Genomic DNA, 21,683 nt, shown 5'->3' with positions numbered 1-21,683 from the left:
TCTCCCAAACGAACACGCCGAATGATGTCAAACCCGATTTTGTAAGCGTTTTCCCTTGTTGACTTCTGTGCAGCTGCAGCTATCAGATGACAAGGAAAAATATAAAACAAGCAAAAAAGGCGGTGAGGAATAGGAGATTTCTAGTTTTATGGTTTATCAAAAAAATTGGATGAAAAGGAGATGAACATCGTGTTGGTCAACAAAAGCAAAAAGTTTTTCGTTTTTTCTTTCATTTTTGTCATGTTGCTGAGCTTGTCATTTGTAAATGGGGAAGTTGCAAAAGCCGATTCCGGAAAAAACTATAAAATCATCGGTTACTATCCATCATGGGGGGCTTACGGAAGGAATTTTCAAGTTTGGGATATGGACGTTTCGAAAGTCAGCCACATTAATTATGCTTTTGCTGATATTTGCTGGGAGGGAAGGCATGGGAACCCCGATCCGACAGGTCCCAATCCCCAAACATGGTCATGTCAGGATGAAAACGGAGTGATCGACGCGCCAAATGGAACAATCGTAATGGGCGATCCCTGGATTGACGCGCAAAAGTCAAATCCCGGGGATGTCTGGGATGAACCGATCCGCGGCAACTTTAAACAATTGCTGAAGCTGAAAAAGAGCCACCCTCATTTGAAAACGTTCATCTCGGTCGGCGGATGGACTTGGTCTAACCGCTTTTCAGATGTCGCGGCAGATCCTGTGGCAAGGGGAAATTTCGCCGCTTCGGCCGTTGAATTTTTAAGGAAATACGGGTTTGACGGGGTCGATCTTGACTGGGAATATCCGGTCAGCGGAGGATTACCGGGGAACAGCACACGGCCGGAAGATAAAAGAAATTACACGCTGCTCCTGCAAGAGGTGCGTAAAAAACTTGACGCTGCAGAAGCAAAGGACGGCAAGGAATACTTGCTGACGATCGCATCCGGCGCAAGTCCGGAGTATGTGAGCAACACTGAGCTCGATAAAATCGCTCAAACCGTGGATTGGATTAACATCATGACCTATGACTTTAATGGCGGATGGCAAAGCATAAGCGCCCATAATGCGCCGCTGTTCTATGATCCAAAAGCGAAAGAAGCAGGCGTTCCAAATGCTGAGACCTACAACATTGAAAACACTGTGAAACGCTATAAGGAAGCCGGTGTCAAAGGGGACAAATTAGTGCTTGGAACACCGTTCTACGGAAGGGGCTGGAGCGGTTGTGAATCCGGCGGCCACGGAGAATATCAGAAGTGCGGACCGGCGAAAGAAGGGACATGGGAAAATGGAGTATTCGACTTTTCAGATCTTGAAAAGAACTATGTGAATCAAAACGGCTATAAAAGGTATTGGAACGATCAAGCGAAAGTGCCGTTTTTGTATAACGCGGAAAATGGCAATTTCATCACTTATGATGATGAACAATCATTCGGCCACAAAACGGATTTTATTAAAGCAAACGGATTAAGCGGAGCGATGTTCTGGGATTTCAGCGGCGATTCCAATCGGACGCTTCTCAATAAATTGGCAGCCGATTTAGATTTTGCGCCGGACGGAGGTAATCCGGAGCCGCCTTCATCGGCACCTGTGAATGTGCGTGTAACCGGAAAAACGGCTACAAGTGTCAGCCTGGCGTGGGATGCGCCGAGCAGCGGAGCAAACATTACGGAATATGTCGTGTCATTTGCAAGCCGGTCGATATCTGTAAAAGAAACATCAGCGGAAATCGGCAACTTGAAGCCGGGTACGGCCTACTCATTTACAGTTTCAGCAAAGGACTCGGATGGAGTGCTCCATACCGGACCAACAGTAGAGGTCACGACGAATTCTGACCAGGCATGTTCATATGACGAATGGAAAGAGACGAACGCATACACGGGCGGAGAGCGGGTTGCATTTAACGGAAAAGTGTATGAAGCGAAATGGTGGACGAAAGGCGACCGGCCGGATCAATCCGGTGAATGGGGCGTATGGCGGCTGGTCGGAGGCTGCGAATAAGAGAAAGTCAAATGGATAGAAAACGATAAAGAGAGATTTGGGAAACAGCTTCTCACGTCTCTCTTTATAGACAAAGGAGTCTGAATAAACATGAAGATAGCCGCTTCATCTATTTTATCCTGTGTGCTGCTCCTTGCGCTTTTTATCCCGAACCGGCATATTTCCGCAGAGACTTCAAACGAACAACCGGACTGCCGTCCTGAAGGGCTTTGGGACTCAGGCGTTGAACATGTGCCGTATTGCGATGTATACGACCGGGACGGCCGTGAAAAGCTTGCCAATCAGTTAGACCGGAGAATCATCGGGTACTTTACAAGCTGGCGGACTGGAAAAGGCAATCAAGATCGTTATTTAGTAAATGATATCCCATGGAATTACTTGAGCCACATTAATTATGCGTTTGCCCACATCGGGGAAGATCATCGGATTTCAGTCGGAGATGAGACAGATGAGAAAAACCCGTCCATCGGGATGACCTGGCCGGAGCATCCCGATGTAAAAATGGATCAAACCTTGCCGTATAAGGGGCATTTTAACCTTATCCATCAATATAAAGAGAAATATCCGAATGTAAAAGTGTTGGCGGCTGTCGGCGGTTGGGCCGAAACCGGCGGTTATGTCGACAAGGACGGGAAGCGGATTCCAAGCGGCGGCTTTTATTCGATGACAACGAATGGAGACGGATCTGTAAACCACAAGGGTATTCACACCTTTGCGGAATCGGTCGTTGCGTTTCTCAGAAAATACGAGATCGATGGAATCGATATTGACTATGAGTACCCTTCATCGATGCAGGATGCAGGGAATCCGGCAGATTGGAACATTGCCAATCCGAGGCGCAACGGGTTAAATAAAAGCTTTGAGGTATTGATGAAAATATTAAGAGAAAAGCTTGATCAAGCGTCTGCTGAAGATGGAAAGTACTACATGCTGACCATTGCAGCGCCATCATCGGCATATTTACTGAGAGGGATGGAAACGTTTAAGCCGCTTCGATATGTCGATTATGTCAATATCATGTCTTACGATCTTCATGGAGCCTGGAATGAGTTTGTCGGACCGAACGCTTCTTTATTCGATAACGGTGAAGATGCCGAACTCAAGCATTCCAACATATATACTACGCCGGAATACGAAGGGATCGGATATTTAAATACTGACTGGGCTTACCATTATTTTAGAGGAGCTATGGAATCGGGGCGAATCAATATCGGTGTTCCTTATTATACGAGAGGCTGGAAGAATGTGAACGGCGGAGTAAACGGGCTGTGGGGAACATCCAAAAGCGCAGATTGTCCTCAAGGACTCAGGCAATGCGGTGACGGAGCAACCGGAATCGATAATATTTGGCATGATAAAGATGAGCAGGGGAATGAAATTGGAGCAGGGACAAACCCGATGTGGCACGCCAAAAATCTTGAAAAGGGCATTGCCGGTTCTTATCTGGAAAGGTATGGATTGAGCAAAGCTGATTTGACAGGCGCTTATCAAAGGCATTATGACGCGTGGCTGGCAGCGCCTTGGCTTTGGAATCCAGAAAAGAAAGTGTTTCTATCGACAGAGGATGAGGAATCGATCAAAACGAAGGCGGATTATGTCGTTGATAAAGGAATCGGGGGTGTTATGTTTTGGGATTTGAGCGGTGATTATGACTGGTATCCCGAACGAAACGGCAATAAAGGAGAATACGATATCGGCAATACTTTAACGAGCACGCTGTATCACAAATTCTCGGATACAACACCATACGATAACCGGCTCAGCACATCGCCTTTGCCTGATGAATCACTGGATGCAGACATAGAGTTGACGAACTTTCCATTAGGAGATCAAAATTACCCGATCCACCCGGTCATGAAGCTGATCAATAACAGCGATGTCACGATTACGGGAGGTTCTGTTATCGAATTTGATGTGCCGACATCCACTTCCCCTCGGTTTGGAAGCTGGAGCGGCGATCAAGTTGAAGTGATTGCTAAAGGGCATACGGGACCGAACATTGGCGGACTGACGGGAGATTTCCACCGCATCAGAGTGACTCTATCAAGCTGGAAAACGATTAAACCTGGTGAGGCAGCGGAGTTTCAGCTTGTCTATTATTTGCCGATCAGCGGTCCTTCAAATTTCACGATATCAATAGATGGCAAAAAGTACACGCTTAAAGGGAATTAAGTTTTCAGCCGTAAGATATAACAGCCCCTTCCAAAAGGAAGCGGGCTGTCTTCGTGTGTTATTGGGCGCTGTTTTTCCAGTTGGTCAAATTGTCGAACACCTCTTTTGTAATCCGGGTGCCCCTGTTGTACGAAGAGCCGCCGTATACGCCATTTGTGTGGACGGCAAGCGAGCATGGACCGCTGCAGTTCGTTCTTGAACTGCTTTGTTCGAATACCGGTGAACCGCTTTGTCCTCCGTACGTGTCCATTGTATACTGCAATTTATACGTTTCGGAGATGGCAATCGGTCCTGAATGCTGCCATTGTGTGCCTGTTGTTTTATCGCCTGGATAACCGCTGATGGTAACAGTTGTCCCGACAAGTGATGAAGTGGTGTACGAGTATCCGAAGTATCCGACAGTATTGCCGATCGGTTCGCTTAGTTCAATTGCGCCGTAATCGTAGTTGGTGTTCCCGCTTCTCCATCCTGACGGAATAAAGTAGCGCGTTGATTTAACAGAGCCGTAAGGATAGCTTGTCCCGTTCCGTCCCGGCGAAACAGTAGCTGTCCCGGCAAATGTACCGCTTGATGTGTCATAGATGCAATGTCCGGCTGTTGCGACGGTTTTCGGACCGATCATCCATCCGGTGCACGAACCGATGCTGCTTGAAATATGAACGATCGCTCTGTACGGATATGCGGTTGTGTTGGTGACCCTTGTCCGATCATCAGGACCAATCACTGATTTAATGCTGTAAGGAGCTTTTGCGGAGGACTCTTTTGCCGTTTTTTCCTTTGTTTCATTCACTTTGCCGGTGCCTGTAAATGCCTTTGAATACGAGCCGTATTGATCGCTTTTCATGTTTGGATCATAGGTAACCGATGTTTCCGCTTTGTATGAAGGATCGCTTGAAATAGGAGTATGAGGCGATGGTGCGGCTTGGGCCGGGTGGATACCTAAAGAATAAATAGAAATACCAATGAGACCTGTGATCAAACCTCGTTTAACACTCTTTTTACTGACCAAATTGTATCACTTCCTTATTTTGTTGTAAGTACAAGTTAGATATTAACAAAATAATTCTGAATTTTCCATATAATTAAAAAAGATCATACTAAAGGTGTGAATTAGCATTTTGTTTGATCATATTGATACCGGGTAATGTACATGAAGAAAAGAAATTGAGGGGGATTTAGGTTGTATAGTGATTTAAAAGGAAAAACAGCAATTGTGACCGGTTCTTCAAAAGGTATAGGCAAGGCGGTTGCGGAACGATTTGGAAAAGAAAAAATGAATGTGGTTGTCAATTATCACAGTGATCGCGAAGGCGCACGGGAAGCCGTCGACAACATTCAAGCAGCGGGCGGAAACGCCCTTGCGGTAGAAGCTGACGTATCTTCTGAAGAGGATATAAAAAAGCTGATTAAATCAGCAGTTGAACACTTCGGCTCACTTGATGTCATGGTCAATAATTCAGGATTTAACGGCGCAGGCGCCTTCCCGCACGAACTTGAGCTTGATGAATGGCAGAAAGTGATCGACGTTAATTTAACCGGTGCGTTTCTCGGCGCACGCGAAGCCTTAAGATATATGGCGGACCGCCGCATGAAAGGAAGCATACTCAATATATCAAGCGTTCATCAGCAAATTCCGAGGCCGAAAAATGTTCATTACTCCGCTTCAAAAGGCGGAATGAAGCTTTTGACAGAAACGCTTGCCCTTGATTATGCGGACAAAGGAATCCGCGTCAATTCGATCGCGCCGGGAACGATCGCGACCGAAAGCAATGAAGACTTGGAGGGAAGCCGCAAGTCGGCACAGCTGAAAAAGATACCGATGAACGAATTTGGTGAGCCTGAACAAGTGGCTTCCGCAGCGGCATGGCTTGTGTCGAAAGAAGCCGCTTATGTAACGGGCGCGACTTTGTTCGTTGACGGCGGTATGACACTGTATCCGTCACAGCTGGAATAGCAAGCGTGTTTTTCAGCTCCCGTTCTGCCCTTTTTCGAATGGCAGAATGGGGGCTTTTTTATTGTGCTACCTTTTATATCCTGTTTTTGTATATAATAGTTAAAAAGACGAGTTTAATAGCTTTAATGCTATTACAACATTAAATAAAAGGAGATTAAGATGCAAAACCATGTCGTTCACATTGCCTTTGGCGAATCTGCCGGCGGCAGTATCAACATGATGCTCAAACAGACGGGAGGAACTCAGAAAAAACGTCTGATCGTCCTTCCTGAATTATTTTCCATCGGGCCGCTTCAAAACCTGGAAATCAAAGAAGGCAGGGTCAATCGTTATGAATGGTTGAAAACATATCTCAATGACCGATTTCACGAGCTTGGAGAGATATACAGCCGTTTTGAAGATGCGGTTTCTGCATTAAGCCGTATTCAGGAGCAAGCCGCCGTCTTTATGTGGACGGGCGATCATGCACATGAACAAACGGGCCTGAGATTTGTACATCATATCCTTCGGCAAATGAACCTGGCTGTTTTCCATCTGAATACGTCGAAGTTCTTTCCTCATACTCGAAGTTCTGGTGAGTTGAATGATGAAGAATTGAGATTCATTTATGAACAAGGGGATCAGTCGGCTTTGACAGCCGCTGAAAGACGGGGCCTTGCGGAGGAATGGACAGCGCTGTCTCAGCAGACAAGCGTGTTGCGAGTATGGGAAGACGGCAGAATCAAAAGCGTGAAAGAGGACTTTTATGATTCGTTCATCATCGGCAAGCTCGCACAGCTTCAAAAAAACCGTTCAACAAACACCTTTATCAACTGTCCCCGCCTGATCGGCGAAATCATTGGTCATCTGGAGGAAAACATCGGAGATGAATTCATCGAGTACCGCATTTTAGAGCTGATCCGCAAAGGTATTTTTGAGATGGAAGGCGTACCAAAAGGAATGAGGTATTTTAGCATCAGGTTAAAATCGCCATGTAAGTTCACCAGTTAAATCCAATTATCTCAATTTTCATGAAACGATTAATGATATATTTCGTATACATAAGGAGATGAAAATGAAAGAGAGGTAGACAGGATTTGGTTCGTGACCAGTTAAAGCAAAAAGCGCAATCCATTAGTAAGGTTCCCTCGCATTATCAGCTCATGATCGAAGATTACGGAGAAAAGGATGAAAAAGAGAGACGGGTTTTTTTCGTCTGGCAGGACGTTGAAGAGCCGGAGCGGGACATTTCGGTGGAGTTAGATCATCACGGCCGCTTAATCAATTTGACAAAAGAGTATGAACCGGTGATCGAGGAATCTCTTTCGGAGGAAAGGCTGCTGCAAATCGCCCTTCAGTTTACAGAACAGCATTACCCGAGTGCGTCTTATGAATTTGTTTTCCATGAAAAGAAGGAAACAGAACAATTCGTCCGTTTTACGTATGTTCAGACTGTCCTTGATCTTCCGCTGCCGCAAACAGGTTTTTACGTCAAGGTCGCCAAGAACGGAGAGGTGATGGAGTTTCGCTATAACGGCGGAACAAGCTCTTTCTCCATTCCAAAGCAGATCGCTGATAAGGAATCGGTGACAGCCGATTATCTTAAACATATTCAATTCGAATTGGCGGTCGAAAAAGTCCGCAGTGAGCTTTATGAAGGGGGAGATGATCGCCCGCATCTCATTTACGAAGCAGACTTGCCGTTTTTCAGCTATCCCGCCGATATCACGGAAAAACGCCAGATGAAGCCTGCGGCTGATGACGAGGAAGAAGAAGACACATTGCCGCTTCCTGTGCTGCCTGAGGCTGACCGTCATGCTGATATCGATGACATGATCGGCTTTGCTCCCTCGATGCGGAAAATCCGTGAAACCGATATGGGAGAGTCAATTGGAACGGTATGGCGCCTGGGAAACGATCCTGAGCCGAGAGACCGGAGTATAGCCGGCTACTTTGAAATAAGGAACCAAAATACGTTGAAAATCGTGAAAGATAAAAAGTCAGGGAAGCTCAAAGGGGTCGCTTCTTTCATCAAATCAGAAGGACAGTTTTTCTTGAGCGAGGAAGACTGCTTGAAACGGGCGCTGCAATTTTTGTACAAGCTTTATCCCGGTGCAGATCAGCTTTTTCGAATGCATCCGGCGGAAAATGACGGGGGCAGGCAAAACGCTTTTTTTCAATTTGATCTTCAATACAAAGAGGTGCCGTTAAGGCTTGGCTCTGCCAATATCAGTATCAGCCGGACAACCGGCAAGGTCGTCGGTTATCACGGTCCGGAAATCGAGCCGGAAGCGCTGGCCGATCTGAGTCCTTCGCCATCCATTTCAGAGGCAGAAGCGAAAGCCGCTTTTGCAGCGGCATTTGATGTGAAACTGCAATGGGAAAGGGATTACAGTCGGGAAAAGGATGACTTCTACAGGCTTATTTACCGGCCGGTCTACCCGTACTTTATCGATGCCCATGACGGAAAGGCGTTTATGAGCAAAAACATGTAATAAACGGCGGCTGGCTGAGGCGCAAAGGCCCCTGGCCGCCGTCTCTTGTAAGATCAGGTGTCGTCCTCTGTCCCAGTGGAGATCGGATGGTCGGGGTAGCTGATCCAATCGCTCCAGCTGCCGGCATACAGCTTCACATTTTCAAATCCGGCTTCTTTCAGGCCGAGCACATTTGGGCAGGCTGATACGCCCGATCCGCAATAGACGACAATTTCACTGTCCGGGTCTAAAACAGCATAGTGCTGTCTGAGTTGTTCTTTGCTTTTCCATAATCCGCTTACGGTCAGATTGCCTTTCCAAAAAAAGTTTTTGGCCCCGGGAATATGGCCGGCCCGATGATCGAGAGGCTCGGTTTCCCCGGTGTATCTTGAAGGATCGCGCGCATCGATCAGAATGGAGCCTTCTCTGCCGATTCGCTTCAGTACTTCTTTGGCATCGAGCAGTTCGTTTTCTCTGAGCGCCGGCTTAAATTCGCGCTCGCTAGGACGAGGATCCTCGGCGTTCACCTCGTAGCCCGCTTTGATCCAGTTGGACAGTCCCCCATCCATGATATAGACGCTGTCATGCCCGAGATAGTGAAGCTGCCACCAAAAGCGCGCTGCAAACATGCCGCCGCTGTCATCATAAACAACGACATCTGTTTGCCGGTCAATGCCGATTTTTCCAAGCTTCGCGGCCAGAAGGTCAGGGTCTTGAAGCGGGTGTCTGCCGCCGTGCTCTTCCGGGTTGCGCGACAGATCTTCTTTTAAATCAATGAAAACGGCTCCGGGCACATGGCCTTTCGTATACGCTTTTCGGCCTTCGTCCGGTTTTGTCAAATGAAACCTCACGTCGACAATAACTGTTTGGTCCGTTTTTTCCATTAATCGTTTGTATACCCATTCAGGGCTTTTTAATACTGACAATTCACGATCCCTCCGTTCCCCTTTGTTTTTTCTTGGGTTCTGATAATAGAAGAATAGCTTTCTTTCATGGGCAATGTCAAAGATAAATCCCGAAATCGTCATCACCTAAATGAAACAGAATATGATAAAGGTGACGACATCATGGGGGTGACTAAAAATGGCAGTCGTTCAGGCTTCTTCTAAAGATATCAGTCTTTTGGCAAGACTTTTGAGAGCGGAGGCTGAAGGCGAAGGCGTGCAAGGTATGCTTATGGTCGGAAATGTCGGAATCAATCGCATCAGGGCAAACTGTTCCGACTTTGTGGGACTTCGCACCATTCCGCAGATGATCCATCAGCCGCATGCCTTTGAAGCCGTGACGCACGGTTATTTCTATCAAAGGGCGCGGGAAAGCGAAAGGCGTTTGGCACGCAGGGCGGTCAACGGGGAGCGGCTTTGGCCGGCAAAGTTCAGTTTGTGGTATTTCAGACCGGCGGGGGCGTGTCCCGCACAGTGGTACAATCAGCCGCATGTCGGCCGCTTTAAATCGCATTGTTTTTACGAGCCGACAGCGGAAGAGTGTGAGAATGTCTATAATACGTTCTAACAAAAACATCCCTTTTCAAAGGTTTTTGAAAAGGGATGTTTTTCGTTCAAAATAATTCTGCCAGTCTTTCGTAAGACTGCTTCTTATCTTCAAACCGGTAGACGTTAGTTAAAATCATAAACTCATCTGTTTGATATCGTTCAGAAAGCTCGAGCAGTTTTCTTTTGACTGTTTGAGGAGACCCGATCACCATACGGCTGCGGTTTTGGGCAAGCTTCTTTTTATCGGCAGCTGTGTAAGCGGCCGATTTCGCCTCTTCAATGCTTGGGACAAGGCTGTCCAGCCCTTTTTCAACCCGGAGAAGCCATAAATCTTGGCTCAAGCAGAGCTCCTCGGCTTTTTCATCGGACTCCGCACAAACGACGAAAACGGCGGCCAATGATTGGTGGCGTTTAAAGAAAGGGGAAGGCCGAAAGCTTTCACGGTATGATTGAAAGGCGTTCTTTCCTCTCGCGGGAGAGATGAAATGGCCGAATACGTATCCCGCTCCCATGCTACCGGCCAATTTTGCGCTGTTTTCTCCCAGGCCTAAAAGCCACACCTCCGGGGGCGAATCCGTCAAAGGGGAGGCTTTAATTCCGAAGTAATCATGTCCGGAAGGCACGGAATCAGTCAGAAAGCTAACCAAGTCTTGTAACTGTCTCGGGAATTCGTGCAGGCTTTTATGAACCCCGTCTGTCAGCGCCAGCCTCGTTTTAGTTGTGCCTCCCGGAGAGCGGCCGATCCCCAGGTCAATTCTCCCGGGATAAAGGGCTTCAAGCTGCCGAAAGTTTTCAGCCACTTTAAAGGGACTGTATTGGGGCAGCAGAACGCCGCCCGAACCGACGCGAATATTCGCCGTCTTTGCCGCAATGTGTGCGATCATGATTTCTGGAGCAGTGCTGGCAAGCCCCCGTGTGCTGTGATGCTCGGCAAACCAATACCTTTTGTACCCCCATTGATCCGCAAGTTCCGCCAGCTCTGCAGAATGCTTTAGACCTGAATGCGCATCCGAGCCTTTTGATATAGGAACCTGGTCAAGAATGCTGAGCTGCATCAATTGTCACCGGCCTTCCTTTCGTTTTCTTGTTCAGTAAGACAAGCATATGAAAAACAGCAGATAGGGTCAAATCGAAGAGAATACGAGAGACAAAACATGATTAGTCAAAACATGACACCGTTGAAACAAAAACGAAATATAAATGTAATATAAATTGGCGCCTATTGTCGAAAATAGATGGTATAATAACGTCTGTACATTAGAAACGGATATATAAATCATAGGTCATAAGATTCATTTTTTAATAATGTTCAATCGAATTTACATAATGAAAAAACAAGAATACATAAAGGAAAGAGGAGTAGAAAGTGAAGAAAAAGGTTTATACTTTTGGTTTAGCGTCGATTCTCGGAACAGCTAGTCTATTTACCCCCTTTATGAACAACACGGCATCGGCAGAAACATCTCAGCAAAAACAAGAAATTCAGCAAAAGCGTTCTGAAGTGAATTCAGGCATCGAGAGCAAGCGGAAAGAAATCGCCAAGCTGCAAGACGAGCAGAAAAAGCTTGAAGGTAAAATCCAAGAGCTTGATAAAAAAGCACTTGAAACAAGCAACAAAATCGAAGACAAAGAAAAAGAAAACAAAAAAACGAAAAAAGAAGTGGAAGCTCTGAAAAAAGAAATCAAAGAAACCGAAAAACGGATTGAAGAGCGTTCAAAAGTGATTAAAAATCGCGTGCGCAGCCTGCAGGAAAACGGCGGATCCCAAAACTATTTGAATGTCCTTCTGGGCGCACAAAGCTTCGGAGATTTTATCACTCGTGCAACTGCTGTTTCAACAATTGTTGATGCGGACAAAGACCTGCTTGACGAGCAGGAGAAAGATAAAAACAAGCTTGAAAAAGCAATGTCTGATTTAAATACAAAACTGGACGAAATCCAAAAAACACTAGCCGATTTAAAAACGCTTAAATCGGATCTTGATAAACAGCTGAAAGAACAGGCAAACCTTTCTAAGCAGCTGCAAACGAAGCAAGCGGCAGCAGAATCAGAGCTGAGCGATCTGAAAAAAGAAGCGGGCTCTCTGACAAAAGAAGAAGCCGCTCTTGAACAAAAGCTTAAAGAAGAAAGAGCTGCGGCGGCTGCAGCAGCAAAAGCGAAAGAAGAATCTGCGACGGCTGAAAAGTCTGATTCAGGATCTTCATCAAGCTCAAATTCAGGTTCAGTCAGCAAATCTGACGGATCGTCCAACAGCGGTTCTTCAAGCAGCAAGAAAAGCAGCAGCCCGTCAAGAAACTACTCTTCCGGTTCTGTTGTAAGCAGCAATGGAAACGCGATTGAAGCTGCCATCAGCACAGGTTCAAGCATTGTCGGCAGATCTCCGTACAAATGGGGAGGCGGACGTTCACAAGCTGATATCGACAACCGCCGCTTCGACTGCTCATCATTCGTACGCTGGGCTTATGCATCAGCAGGCGTAGAGCTTGGATTCGGTGCGACAACAAGCACGCTTGTCGGCAAGGGACGAGCTGTCAGCGCGTCTGAAATGAAGCGCGGAGACTTGGTCTTCTTTGACACATACAAAACGAACGGCCACGTGGGCATTTATCTTGGCAATGGCACATTCCTGAACGATAACAGCTCACGCGGGGTATCCGTCGATTCTATGAGCAACCCGTACTGGAAGAAAGCTTTCAACGGAGTTGTAAGACGGGTCGTTGAATAAAATATTATACTGAGACAAACGCCGTTCCCGATCGGGAGCGGCGTTTTTATTTTACAGCGGCAAGTCGCGCTTTTTAAAAATGAGAATGCTGAGTGCGAAGGCGGCAAAACCGACTGCGGCGAGAACAAGAGACACTTGAGCGATGTCCGTGCTTCCGTTCACAATATCGCCCGGTCTGAATAAAGAGAAAACCGACAGGCTCCTCAGCCATTCTGTTTTTTCGCTTAATTTGCCTAGCAAGTCGAAGCTGAAGAATAAGAACGTGATGCCTCCGGAAAGTCCGAGGGCTCTTTTTTCATCATTTGAAATGGCCGAAAAGAGGAACGAAATGCCGCCGACTGCAAAGAAGAGCAGAAAGCCAAGCAGGTTCAGAACGAGGAACCTTGACACATTAAAATCGTAATCACCGCCCAGCATCAAATGGTAGCCGGCCAGTCCGGCCGCTGTCGTCACGGCCATAATGATCAAAAGACCTGTCGTTAAGACGGCTGCTTGGGTGAAAGCCACTTTTCCGCGCGTTGTCGGCGCAGACAGAATATAGGCCATTGACCCTTGATCCACCAGCTTTGCCAAAAGCTTTGTCGACAGCATGACAGAGAAGATCGATAAGATCACGATAAAGATTAATCCGTAATATTCTCCAGATATAAAATCTTCAAGATTCCCAAGTCCGTTTTCAAACCCAAAAGCATTGAGAAAGCCTTCCGGCATCGATTTAATCATTTTCTCAATATCCTCCGCATTGCCCGCGATGCTTGGATAAATGCCCAGTATCAAAAGGATATAAAATGCGGAGCCTACTCCGTAGCTCATGATTCCTTTCATGTTTGTTCTCATCATTTGTTTGTACAGGGAGAAGTTCATTTCACTGTCCCCTTTCTGTCATAGTAGTTCATGAAAATCTCTTCAAGGCTTTGTGAAGAAGCATCAATGTGCCGAATGTGATATTTGGCGGTTTCTTTAATAAAATGATCATGGTTCCCTAAAACGGCCACTTTGACACGATTATCCGTCCGGGATTCGATTTGCAGACCTGAATTCATGAAGGCGAGAATATCGCCAGTGTTTTCAAATGTAACTTCAAATACCTTTCGCTGCATCGACTGCAGTTCATGTATATCTTTGACGGCAATGATGATGCCGTCTTTTATAATGGCGGCTCTGTCACAGGTTCTTTCGATTTCCGGAAAGCTGTGGGAAGACATTAAAAACGTCGTTCCTTTCGCTTTTTCTTCGAGCACGATATCAATAAACACTTTTTGCATCAGCGGATCGAGGCCTGAGGTCGGTTCATCAAGAATGATGACTTCAGGGCTGTGCATAAAGGCAGCAACAATCCCGACTTTTTGCTTCATTCCTTTCGACATTTTTCTGATCGGCGTATGAACATCGAATTGGAGCCGTTCGATGAGTTCATTGCGCTTAGCTGTATCTTTTAAACTGTGCATGTCTGCCATGAAATTGAGAAATTGTTTTCCCGTCATTCCTTCGATAAATGCAATCTCTCCGGGAAGATAGCCGATATGCCGCTGAATGTCGCCTTGATGATTTCGAACGTTCATTCCGTTTACTTTGATATCGCCTTGATCAGGCTTCATAAACCCCATGATATGTCGAATGGTCGTCGATTTTCCGGCTCCGTTCGGCCCTAAAAACCCAAAAACTTCACCTTTTTGAACATGAAATGAAACATCAAATATACCTTTGCCATTGGAAAACTTTTTCGTAAGCCGTTCAACTGTCAGCATGTGACACCTCCAAAAATAAAAATTATGAAATAATAGTGATTGAAAATTACATAATTTATTTTAAGTTCTTATGAACTTTTTTGTCAACGGAAATTAGTGAAATATTTTTATGTTATAATTTCATTAAGAAAGATACGTAAGGATGGTTATATGAACGGATTTGAAAAAAGGGCTTTGCTGATTAAAGAGAAGATCAAAAAGACGGCTTTGGATATGCTCAAAACATGGGAGCCAAAGCGCATCCGGATAACCGATATCGCAAAAGAGGCAAATGTTTCGCAGGTGACGATCTATAATTACTTTGGAAGCAAAGAAGCGCTCCTGAAAGAGGTTTTCAAAGACTATATCGATCAGTCCATCAGCGATTTTGAAGAATATATGAACAAAGATATTTCTGTTAAAGAAAAGATTGAATTGATGATTTTGCAGAAAAGGGAAGCCAATAATCAAAAATTTGCTTTAACGGTCGTCAAAGAGGTGATGATCGAAGACAGTGAAATCATGGATTATGTAAAGCGGCAATACGATGAAAAAATCATTCCCCTTATGCTCCAAATGATTGAAGAAGGTCATCGGACAGGCGAAATCTCTCCCAAGATCACCGCGGAAGGCTTTCTCATCTTTATGAATATGATCATTGAACATTCAAAAACTCTGGGTGAAGCCTTTGAAAAAAACAGGCAGTTTACAGAGGAAATGATGCATATTTTCTTTTACGGCTTGTGCGGCAGACCGTAGATGTGCTTTTAGAATAAAATTGTCATCTCTGTCATTTCTGTGAACCGCTGAAACAATTTCCTTGCTTTTCCGTATATAAGGCAGATACAAAAAACGAAAGGATTTACTAAACGATGAAGCACTCCTTTTTCTTTTTTATGTTCATTGCCTTTTTTCTCGTCACAGGTTTTTCTGAAGCAGGCAAATCCTTTTCGATCGAGCGGGCTGATATACGCGCGACAGTAAAAGAAAACGGTGATTTAAGCGTAGAGGAAGTTTACACATACGATTTTAAAGGCTCTTTTGAAGGGGCGACAAGATCGTTCAGCGAAGAAACCGCGAGCCGCTTGAAGAATTTTAAAGCCTATCTCCTTCCCGATCACCAGAAAAAAGGCGATCAAGCCATCCCGTTGAAGACAAAGAAAGAAGACGGGACTTATTATGCTTATTCGGCATCAAAGGATGAAACAAAACATGTGATGTTTCGCTATGTGATCGAAGATGCCGCCCAAAAGTTTGAAGACACGTCGATTTTGATTCATTCATTTTACCAAAAGGCAAATACGGATTTCGGCCGGGTAAAGATTGAAGTGCATCTGCCTGATTCGGTAAAGGCACGGGATATTCATGCGTTTTTGCGTGAAAAAGGAAACGGAAAGATTACGAAGGTGAACGATTCATCAGTCATCTATGAGACAGGACTCTATCGCGCAGGCACGGGCTTGGAACTGAGGATATATTTTCCGCAAAGCGCCTTGAAAGAGGCGGTCCGGCACCCTTCTTATCAGACAAAGGATGAGCTGCTGAAGGAGGAGAGAGACGAGGCGAAACGCTACGCCGATCGGGATGAACGGATTGCCGGCGCAGACAGGATGATTTGGATATTTTCGGGGATTGTCGGGTTCATGGTCATCATGGCTGTCATGCTTTCGTTTTTGAAGAAGAGACGCCGTGCCATGCTTTCGTTTGAAGAACTCGAGTCCTTTGATCCTGTACTTGTCGCTTTTCTTTACAAAAAAGGCCGTTTCACAGACCGTGATCTCCTGGCCGGCATGCTTTCGCTTTATCAGCGGGGACTGGTCACTATCCGGAAGGTGCAGGCGGAAGAAAGGTTTCTTGACGATCCTGAGGCGCCTGATGACACATACCAATTCGAATTTTCCGGGAGCAAGGCGGATTTGCCCAAGCCTGATCAGCTCTTAATTGAAAAACTCTTTGAGCAAACGGGCAGCGATACCTATATGTTCAGGCTGGATTCCCTCAGCGGGCCGACTGAGGAGGAATGCAAGCATAAGGAACAGCTGGGCAAATATGAACGAAAGAGAATCATTCTTCAAAACGTGGTTCAAAAATGGACGGAAAGTGTCAGACAAGCGCCTGAATTCAGGGAGCTGTTTCAAGAAAACCGCTGGCTGAGAATGCTGTCGCTTTCACTGCTTTCTGTCCATACCGGACTCCTGCTCTTTATCCTGTATGCAGACGTGGTGCATCAGGCCGGATTCATGGCGGCTTGCGTCATATTTGGCTTTGCACTGTCGGCGGGCATTGTTCTTGCGAAATCAAAGCTGTATACGATTTTGTTTTTGGCCGGCTTGTTTTTAGCATCTGTGTTTATCGACAGCATTCATACTATTTTGTATTACGGCATATGCGTCGGGCTGTCTATCTTATTGATTGCCCTCATTCCGGCCGTAAAAGAAAACGGGTACGCTTCCATCTGCCGAAGATCGATTCTTTCTTGGAGAAACCATCTGAGAAAAGAAGATTTGTTTTCAGGGAGAAGCCTGTCTCAAAACGAAAAGACGATGATCTATGCAATTGTGCTTGAAGTTGAGGATGAATCTGCAGGATGGTTCAATCAATCAGCAAACAGGCTTGATTACGCTTCCCCTGTCCTTGGTATGGCCGCAGCAGGCTGTTTGCATTATCCGTTTTACAGCTGGCAGCTGCCGTCTTCGCAGGAGCATGCCGGGGCATATGATGCGGGCGGTCCCGGAGCGGGCGGGGGCGACGGGGCAGGAGCTTTTTAAGCAGAAAAGGGGCTTGTCGCAACCGATAAGGCCCCTTTCTGCTTGTTTCCCCGCTCTATCTGATCCCGCATTCGCTGCTCAGCGGTTTTGGTTCTGCGGTGACAGGTTGATGTCTGTACGCTTTTGCAAAGCCGAACAACGGCATGTTATGGTAAAAAGCCTTATCATCGCTACTATTGTCGTCTATATTTTGACGAGGATGAAAAGATGATAAAAAAATATCGAAAAACCGCGAAACTTTCCCCTGAATCTTTCCGTATATATAGTTAAGCAGGTTAAATAATGATTCATTGGTCTTGTAGTTGTGAAGATATGAATCACGCTGGCGTGATAATTGGATCTATCAAACTCTTATTCTCATCCAGCACTGTGATCTTGAAAGTCATGATTCAACGGAGGAGTGAACAGTTTGGCTATTTCTTTAGAGAAAGGTCAGCGGATTGATTTAACAAAAGGGAAAGCGGGGCTTTCGAAGATTTTGGTCGGTCTCGGCTGGGACCCGGTTGCGTCCGGAAGCGGCGGTTTTTTTGGAAAGCTGTTTGGAGGAGGAACCCCGAATATTGACTGTGACGCATCCGTGCTGATGCTGGAAAACGGAAGAGTCACGGAGAACAAGAACGTCATTTATTTCGGAAACTTGAAGAGCAGATGCGGCAGCATCGAACATACCGGAGATAATCTGACAGGGGAAGGCAGCGGAGATGATGAACAAATCATCGTAGATTTGCAAAAAGTTCCTTCGCATATTCATAAGCTTGTCTTTGTCGTGAATATATACGATTGCGTGAAACGAAGCCAGCATTTCGGAATGATCGAAAATGCATTCATACGCATCGTCAATATGAACGATCGCGTGGAGATGGTCAAATACAATCTGCGGGACGATTATTCTGGACGGACAAGCCTGATCGCGGGGGAGATTTACCGTGACGGCGCCGAGTGGAAATTCACCGCAGTCGGAGAAGGCACAAACGATACGAGCATTACGGAAATCGTCAAACGCTACGCCTGACATTTATAAAAGAAATGGGGAGATAACATGGCAATTTCATTAGCGAAAGGACAAAAGATCGATTTAACAAAAACAAATCCCGGATTGTCGAAAGTCGTCGTCGGCCTTGGCTGGGACGTCAATCAATATGACGGCGGCGCTGATTTTGACCTGGATGCGAGCGTATTTCTGCTCAATGCAGAAGGCAAATGCGCTTCTGAAAAGGACTTTATTTTCTATAATCAGACCGAAGGCGCAGGCGGAGCTGTCATACATACAGGCGATAACCGGACAGGGGAAGGCGAAGGAGACGATGAGCAGGTAAAAATCAATTTGAATGCAGTGCCTGCCGACATTCAAAAGATTTCTTTTGTGATTACGATTCATGAAGCGGAAGCGCGCCGCCAAAACTTTGGACAGGTGTCAAATGCTTACGTTCGCGTGATCAATGAAGACTCGAATGAAGAGTTAATCCGCTATGATCTGGGTGAAGATTTCTCGATTGAAACAGCGCTGATTACGGGAGAGCTGTACCGTCACGGAGAAGAATGGAAATTCTCAGCGATCGGCTCAGGCTATCAAGGCGGGCTGGCGAGGATCGCCACCGATTTCGGCCTGCAGGTCGGCTGATTTTGACGATCCGGACAGCAGTCGCCGCCCTGGCGTCCGTTTGTCCGGTGCCTGACATTTCTTAAAGGAGGTCCTATCGATGGCGATTCAATTATCTAAAGGACAACGGATCGATTTAACGAAAACGAACCCCGGTTTGACGAAAGCGCTGATCGGTTTAGGCTGGGATACAAACAAATATACCGGCGGCGCCGATTTTGATTTGGATGCGTCGGCTTTTCTTGTCGATCAGAACGATCGTTGCATCAATGAACGCGACTTCGTCTTTTACAACAACCTCGAGCATCCGAGCGGCGCCGTGATTCATACGGGTGATAACCGGACAGGGGAAGGTGAAGGCGATGACGAGCAAATCATCGTCGATTTCTCAAAAATACCCGCCCATATTGAAAAGATCGGCATCACGGTGACGATTCACGAGGCGGAAAGCCGCAGCCAAAACTTTGGACAAGTCTCAAATGCGTTTGTCCGGCTCGTTGATGAATCAACAAATGAGGAGCTGCTTCGCTTTGACTTGGGAGAGGATTTTTCGATTGAGACAGCGGTTGTTGTTTGCGAATTGTACCGTCACGGAGCCGATTGGAAATTCAATGCCATCGGCAGCGGATTTTCCGGCGGATTGGCATCGCTTTGCCGCAACTACGGCCTGCAAGTCTAGTTTTGCCGGCTGAATCACGTTTGCGTGGTTCAGTCTTGCTTTTTCATCATTAGGAGGTAACCAAAGTGGATTTATTTCATCATATTATGTCAGTTTACGCCTCATTTTTCGATTGGGAAATGTGGGTGGAAGTATTAACGGACCCCGTTTCCTGGGGGCTGATCGGCTCGCTGGTCGTGCTGGAAGGGCTTTTATCGGCGGATAACGCTCTCGTTCTCGCCGTCATGGTAAAGCACCTACCGGAAAAACAGCGCAAAAAAGCGTTGACGTACGGTTTAATCGGAGCCTACTTCTTTAGGTTTCTATTCATTGGACTTGGTATGATCCTGATTAAATTCTGGTGGATCAAACTGCTCGGAGCCGCATATCTGGCATGGCTCGTCATCAAGCACTTCTTCATCGGTGAGGGCGATGATGAAGCAAACGCCATCAAAAAAGACAGCTGGATGGTACGCGTTTTCGGGGTATTTTGGGCGACTGTCATTTCTGTAGAACTCATGGACCTCGCATTTTCGGTGGACAGCATCCTGGCGGCATTTGCCGTATCTGAAAAGGTATGGGTGCTTCTGATCGGCGGCATGCTCGGCATCTTAATGATGAGAACCGTTGCGAAATTCTTCCTGACGCTGATTGACAAAGTGCCTGAACTGGAAGCGACGGCATTCGTTTTAATCGGGATCATCGCACTGAAAATGGCTGCGAGTGTATGGCATATTGAAATGCCGCACAGCGTCTTCTTTATCATTCTGATTATCGCTTTTGCCGTGACATTCATCATTCACTATATGAACAAGCAAAAAGCTGTGAAAGAGCAAACGGCGGCGTCAAAGGAAGAATAACAAACTGCAAAACATAAAGGGGGGAGTATATCTGCTCCGCCCTTTTTTACATCAAAGGGGTGTATGATTCTTATTCAAAGAAGGTGACCCATATGCAATACTTTGATTTTTTATCCGCCTCTCAAAAAGAAGATGTCTTTTTCAAACTGCCGGGTTCGGTTACAAAAGACTCTCCGAAGCACATTCTGGAGCATGCGCTTGGAGCTGCGCTTTATGTTCCGGGGAACCGAAAAGATATAGCAGATGTCATGATCAATAACAAGTATCCTGAGCTGTGCTCGGTCGTTTTTTGCCTTGAAGATTCGATCGGCGATTGTGAGGTTCTCCAGGCTGAAAACAATCTTGTCAGTCAGGCCGACAGGATTTACCAGGCGCAAAAACTGCAGAACATCAGCGGCGATGTGCTGCCGCTGATGTTTATCCGGGTGCGGGAACCGGAGCAAATGCTCGAATTGGGCAACAAGCTCGGCCGCGCGCTTCACTTGTTTACCGGATTCGTATTTCCGAAGTTTTCGATGCTGAATGCGGAGCACTATCTTGATACTTTAACGAAACTGTCGCAAGAATCCGGCATTGTGCTGTATGGAATGCCGATCTTTGAGACACCCGATCTGCTGGCAATGGAAACGAGGGCGAAGGCGCTGCAGGAATTAAAATCAACGCTGGGCTTTTACCAAGATATCGTTCTGAATATCAGGATCGGCGCGACTGATTTGTGCGGTCTGTACGGGATAAGAAGAAAACCGGAAACGCCGATTTATGACGTTTTGGTCATCTCTGATTTCATCAAAGATATCGTCAATTATTTCGGCTTGCAATTCGTGATTTCGGGGCCTGTCTGGGAGTATTTTGAAGATGCTTCGCGAACGGTTCAGACTTTTGGGCCGAATTGGGCTGATGCGGGAGAATCTTCGCTTGAGATCAATCGGTATATAGACGGATTGATCAATGAAACGCTTCTTGATCTGGCCAACGGCATTCACGGCAAGAGCGTGATTCATCCGTCACAAATAAAAGCGGTCCAAAGCCTGCACGTTATATCAATGGAAGATTATCTGGATGCCCTGAGCATCGTCGAAAGTGCCGACGGCACCCGAGGCGTTGTGAAAAGCTCTTTTTCAAATAAAATGATCGAAATCAAGCCATACCTCAGCTGGGCCAAAAAAATATTATTAAAGGCTGAAATCTACGGTGTATATCATGAAAACCGCAGCTATACAGACATACTTAGAGCGTCCAAACCGCTTTCAAATCTTGGATCGTTCGGAAGTTAGGCCGGGCCGGGTGATGAGAAAT

At 46.2% G+C, this 21,683-nt stretch carries 19 protein-coding genes; 14 read left to right on the top strand and 5 right to left on the bottom strand.

Annotation, left to right across the window (positions count from 1 at the left end):
• The first annotated feature begins 180 nt into the window (after positions 1–180).
• The gene (locus tag ACVC9U_RS17820) at positions 181–1,977 is read left to right on the top strand and encodes a glycosyl hydrolase family 18 protein (RefSeq protein WP_154495778.1); all 1,797 of its coding nucleotides are present in this window, start codon (positions 181–183) and stop codon (positions 1,975–1,977) included.
• 90 nt (positions 1,978–2,067) lie between these two features.
• Complete coding sequence (locus ACVC9U_RS17815; RefSeq protein WP_075753749.1) at positions 2,068–4,149, top strand: glycosyl hydrolase family 18 protein; 2,082 nt, start codon at positions 2,068–2,070, stop codon at positions 4,147–4,149.
• A 58-nt stretch (positions 4,150–4,207) separates the two neighbouring features.
• On the opposite strand, the gene ACVC9U_RS17810 is transcribed toward ACVC9U_RS17815, so the two are convergent.
• Positions 4,208–5,158 (bottom strand): trypsin-like serine peptidase, encoded by a 951-nt coding sequence (locus tag ACVC9U_RS17810; RefSeq protein ID WP_441391359.1) that lies wholly within the window; start codon positions 5,156–5,158, stop codon positions 4,208–4,210.
• Between the two features lie 171 nt (positions 5,159–5,329).
• Between ACVC9U_RS17810 and ACVC9U_RS17805 the strand changes: the two genes are divergently transcribed.
• From ACVC9U_RS17805 to ACVC9U_RS17795, 3 genes are all read left to right on the top strand, one after another.
• Complete coding sequence (locus tag ACVC9U_RS17805; protein WP_075753753.1) at positions 5,330–6,103, top strand: glucose 1-dehydrogenase; 774 nt, start codon at positions 5,330–5,332, stop codon at positions 6,101–6,103.
• 159 nt (positions 6,104–6,262) lie between these two features.
• The gene (locus tag ACVC9U_RS17800) at positions 6,263–7,093 is read left to right on the top strand and encodes a DUF1835 domain-containing protein (protein ID WP_441391358.1); all 831 of its coding nucleotides are present in this window, start codon (positions 6,263–6,265) and stop codon (positions 7,091–7,093) included.
• An 86-nt stretch (positions 7,094–7,179) separates the two neighbouring features.
• Entirely contained in the window at positions 7,180–8,577 is a 1,398-nt protein-coding gene (locus ACVC9U_RS17795; RefSeq protein WP_441391357.1) for a YcdB/YcdC domain-containing protein, read from the top strand.
• Between the two features lie 53 nt (positions 8,578–8,630).
• On the opposite strand, the gene ACVC9U_RS17790 is transcribed toward ACVC9U_RS17795, so the two are convergent.
• Positions 8,631–9,584, bottom strand: a complete 954-nt coding sequence (locus tag ACVC9U_RS17790; RefSeq protein WP_048350135.1) for a sulfurtransferase — start codon at positions 9,582–9,584, stop codon at positions 8,631–8,633.
• A gap of 55 nt (positions 9,585–9,639) precedes the next feature.
• Between ACVC9U_RS17790 and ACVC9U_RS17785 the strand changes: the two genes are divergently transcribed.
• Positions 9,640–10,068, top strand: a complete 429-nt coding sequence (locus ACVC9U_RS17785) for a cell wall hydrolase (RefSeq protein WP_003178702.1) — start codon at positions 9,640–9,642, stop codon at positions 10,066–10,068.
• Between the two features lie 46 nt (positions 10,069–10,114).
• Here the strand turns inward: ACVC9U_RS17785 and ACVC9U_RS17780 are convergent, their stop codons facing one another.
• A complete protein-coding gene (locus ACVC9U_RS17780; protein ID WP_338399912.1) occupies positions 10,115–11,107 on the bottom strand; it encodes an LLM class flavin-dependent oxidoreductase in 993 nt (330 codons plus the stop codon).
• 308 nt (positions 11,108–11,415) lie between these two features.
• On the opposite strand from ACVC9U_RS17780, the gene ACVC9U_RS17775 reads away from it, so the two are divergent.
• Positions 11,416–12,774 (top strand): C40 family peptidase, encoded by a 1,359-nt coding sequence (locus ACVC9U_RS17775; RefSeq protein WP_003178705.1) that lies wholly within the window; start codon positions 11,416–11,418, stop codon positions 12,772–12,774.
• A 51-nt stretch (positions 12,775–12,825) separates the two neighbouring features.
• On the opposite strand, the gene ACVC9U_RS17770 is transcribed toward ACVC9U_RS17775, so the two are convergent.
• Entirely contained in the window at positions 12,826–13,638 is an 813-nt protein-coding gene (locus ACVC9U_RS17770; RefSeq protein ID WP_048350136.1) for an ABC transporter permease subunit, read from the bottom strand.
• A complete protein-coding gene (locus ACVC9U_RS17765) occupies positions 13,635–14,522 on the bottom strand; it encodes an ABC transporter ATP-binding protein (protein WP_441391356.1) in 888 nt (295 codons plus the stop codon). Before ACVC9U_RS17765 ends, ACVC9U_RS17770 begins: the two co-directional genes overlap by 4 nt.
• A 150-nt stretch (positions 14,523–14,672) precedes the next feature.
• Between ACVC9U_RS17765 and ACVC9U_RS17760 the strand changes: the two genes are divergently transcribed.
• The 7 genes from ACVC9U_RS17760 to ACVC9U_RS17730 all read left to right on the top strand — a co-directional run bounded on the left by ACVC9U_RS17760 (position 14,673) and on the right by ACVC9U_RS17730 (position 21,661).
• Positions 14,673–15,260: a TetR/AcrR family transcriptional regulator gene (locus ACVC9U_RS17760; RefSeq protein ID WP_441391355.1), complete on the top strand. Its 588-nt coding sequence runs from the start codon at positions 14,673–14,675 to the stop codon at positions 15,258–15,260.
• Positions 15,261–15,373: 113 nt separating this feature from the next.
• Complete coding sequence (locus tag ACVC9U_RS17755) at positions 15,374–17,269, top strand: DUF2207 domain-containing protein (RefSeq protein WP_441391354.1); 1,896 nt, start codon at positions 15,374–15,376, stop codon at positions 17,267–17,269.
• Positions 17,270–17,678: 409 nt separating this feature from the next.
• Positions 17,679–18,281 (top strand): TerD family protein, encoded by a 603-nt coding sequence (locus ACVC9U_RS17750; protein WP_075753771.1) that lies wholly within the window; start codon positions 17,679–17,681, stop codon positions 18,279–18,281.
• 27 nt (positions 18,282–18,308) lie between these two features.
• The gene (locus ACVC9U_RS17745; RefSeq protein WP_020450064.1) at positions 18,309–18,890 is read left to right on the top strand and encodes a TerD family protein; all 582 of its coding nucleotides are present in this window, start codon (positions 18,309–18,311) and stop codon (positions 18,888–18,890) included.
• Positions 18,891–18,969: 79 nt separating this feature from the next.
• Positions 18,970–19,548, top strand: a complete 579-nt coding sequence (locus tag ACVC9U_RS17740) for a TerD family protein (protein ID WP_075753773.1) — start codon at positions 18,970–18,972, stop codon at positions 19,546–19,548.
• Positions 19,549–19,613: 65 nt separating this feature from the next.
• On the top strand, positions 19,614–20,387 hold the full coding sequence (locus ACVC9U_RS17735) for a TerC family protein (protein WP_075753775.1): 774 nt from the start codon (positions 19,614–19,616) through the stop codon (positions 20,385–20,387).
• 92 nt (positions 20,388–20,479) lie between these two features.
• Positions 20,480–21,661, top strand: a complete 1,182-nt coding sequence (locus ACVC9U_RS17730; RefSeq protein ID WP_075753777.1) for an HpcH/HpaI aldolase/citrate lyase family protein — start codon at positions 20,480–20,482, stop codon at positions 21,659–21,661.
• Positions 21,662–21,683: the final 22 nt, after the last annotated feature.

The sequence above is a fragment of the Bacillus sp. GM2 genome, assembly GCF_056155945.1.
The sequence above is the reverse complement of the archived record's forward strand: the minus strand, read 5'-3'. Positions and strand labels throughout refer to the sequence as shown.

Bases quoted from the DNA above. Each gene is read 5' to 3' on its own strand.
- ACVC9U_RS17760 (WP_441391355.1), top strand. From the start codon at position 14,673: ATGAACGGATTTGAAAAAAGGGCTTTGCTGATTAAAGAGAAGATCAAA.
- ACVC9U_RS17765 (WP_441391356.1), bottom strand. From the start codon at position 14,522: ATGCTGACAGTTGAACGGCTTACGAAAAAGTTTTCCAATGGCAAAGGT.
- ACVC9U_RS17755 (WP_441391354.1), top strand. From the start codon at position 15,374: ATGAAGCACTCCTTTTTCTTTTTTATGTTCATTGCCTTTTTTCTCGTC.
- ACVC9U_RS17790 (WP_048350135.1), bottom strand. From the start codon at position 9,584: ATGACGATTTCGGGATTTATCTTTGACATTGCCCATGAAAGAAAGCTA.
- ACVC9U_RS17730 (WP_075753777.1), top strand. From the start codon at position 20,480: ATGCAATACTTTGATTTTTTATCCGCCTCTCAAAAAGAAGATGTCTTT.
- ACVC9U_RS17820 (WP_154495778.1), top strand. From the start codon at position 181: ATGAACATCGTGTTGGTCAACAAAAGCAAAAAGTTTTTCGTTTTTTCT.
- ACVC9U_RS17815 (WP_075753749.1), top strand. From the start codon at position 2,068: ATGAAGATAGCCGCTTCATCTATTTTATCCTGTGTGCTGCTCCTTGCG.
- ACVC9U_RS17745 (WP_020450064.1), top strand. From the start codon at position 18,309: ATGGCAATTTCATTAGCGAAAGGACAAAAGATCGATTTAACAAAAACA.
- ACVC9U_RS17770 (WP_048350136.1), bottom strand. From the start codon at position 13,638: ATGAACTTCTCCCTGTACAAACAAATGATGAGAACAAACATGAAAGGA.
- ACVC9U_RS17800 (WP_441391358.1), top strand. From the start codon at position 6,263: ATGCAAAACCATGTCGTTCACATTGCCTTTGGCGAATCTGCCGGCGGC.
- ACVC9U_RS17740 (WP_075753773.1), top strand. From the start codon at position 18,970: ATGGCGATTCAATTATCTAAAGGACAACGGATCGATTTAACGAAAACG.
- ACVC9U_RS17785 (WP_003178702.1), top strand. From the start codon at position 9,640: ATGGCAGTCGTTCAGGCTTCTTCTAAAGATATCAGTCTTTTGGCAAGA.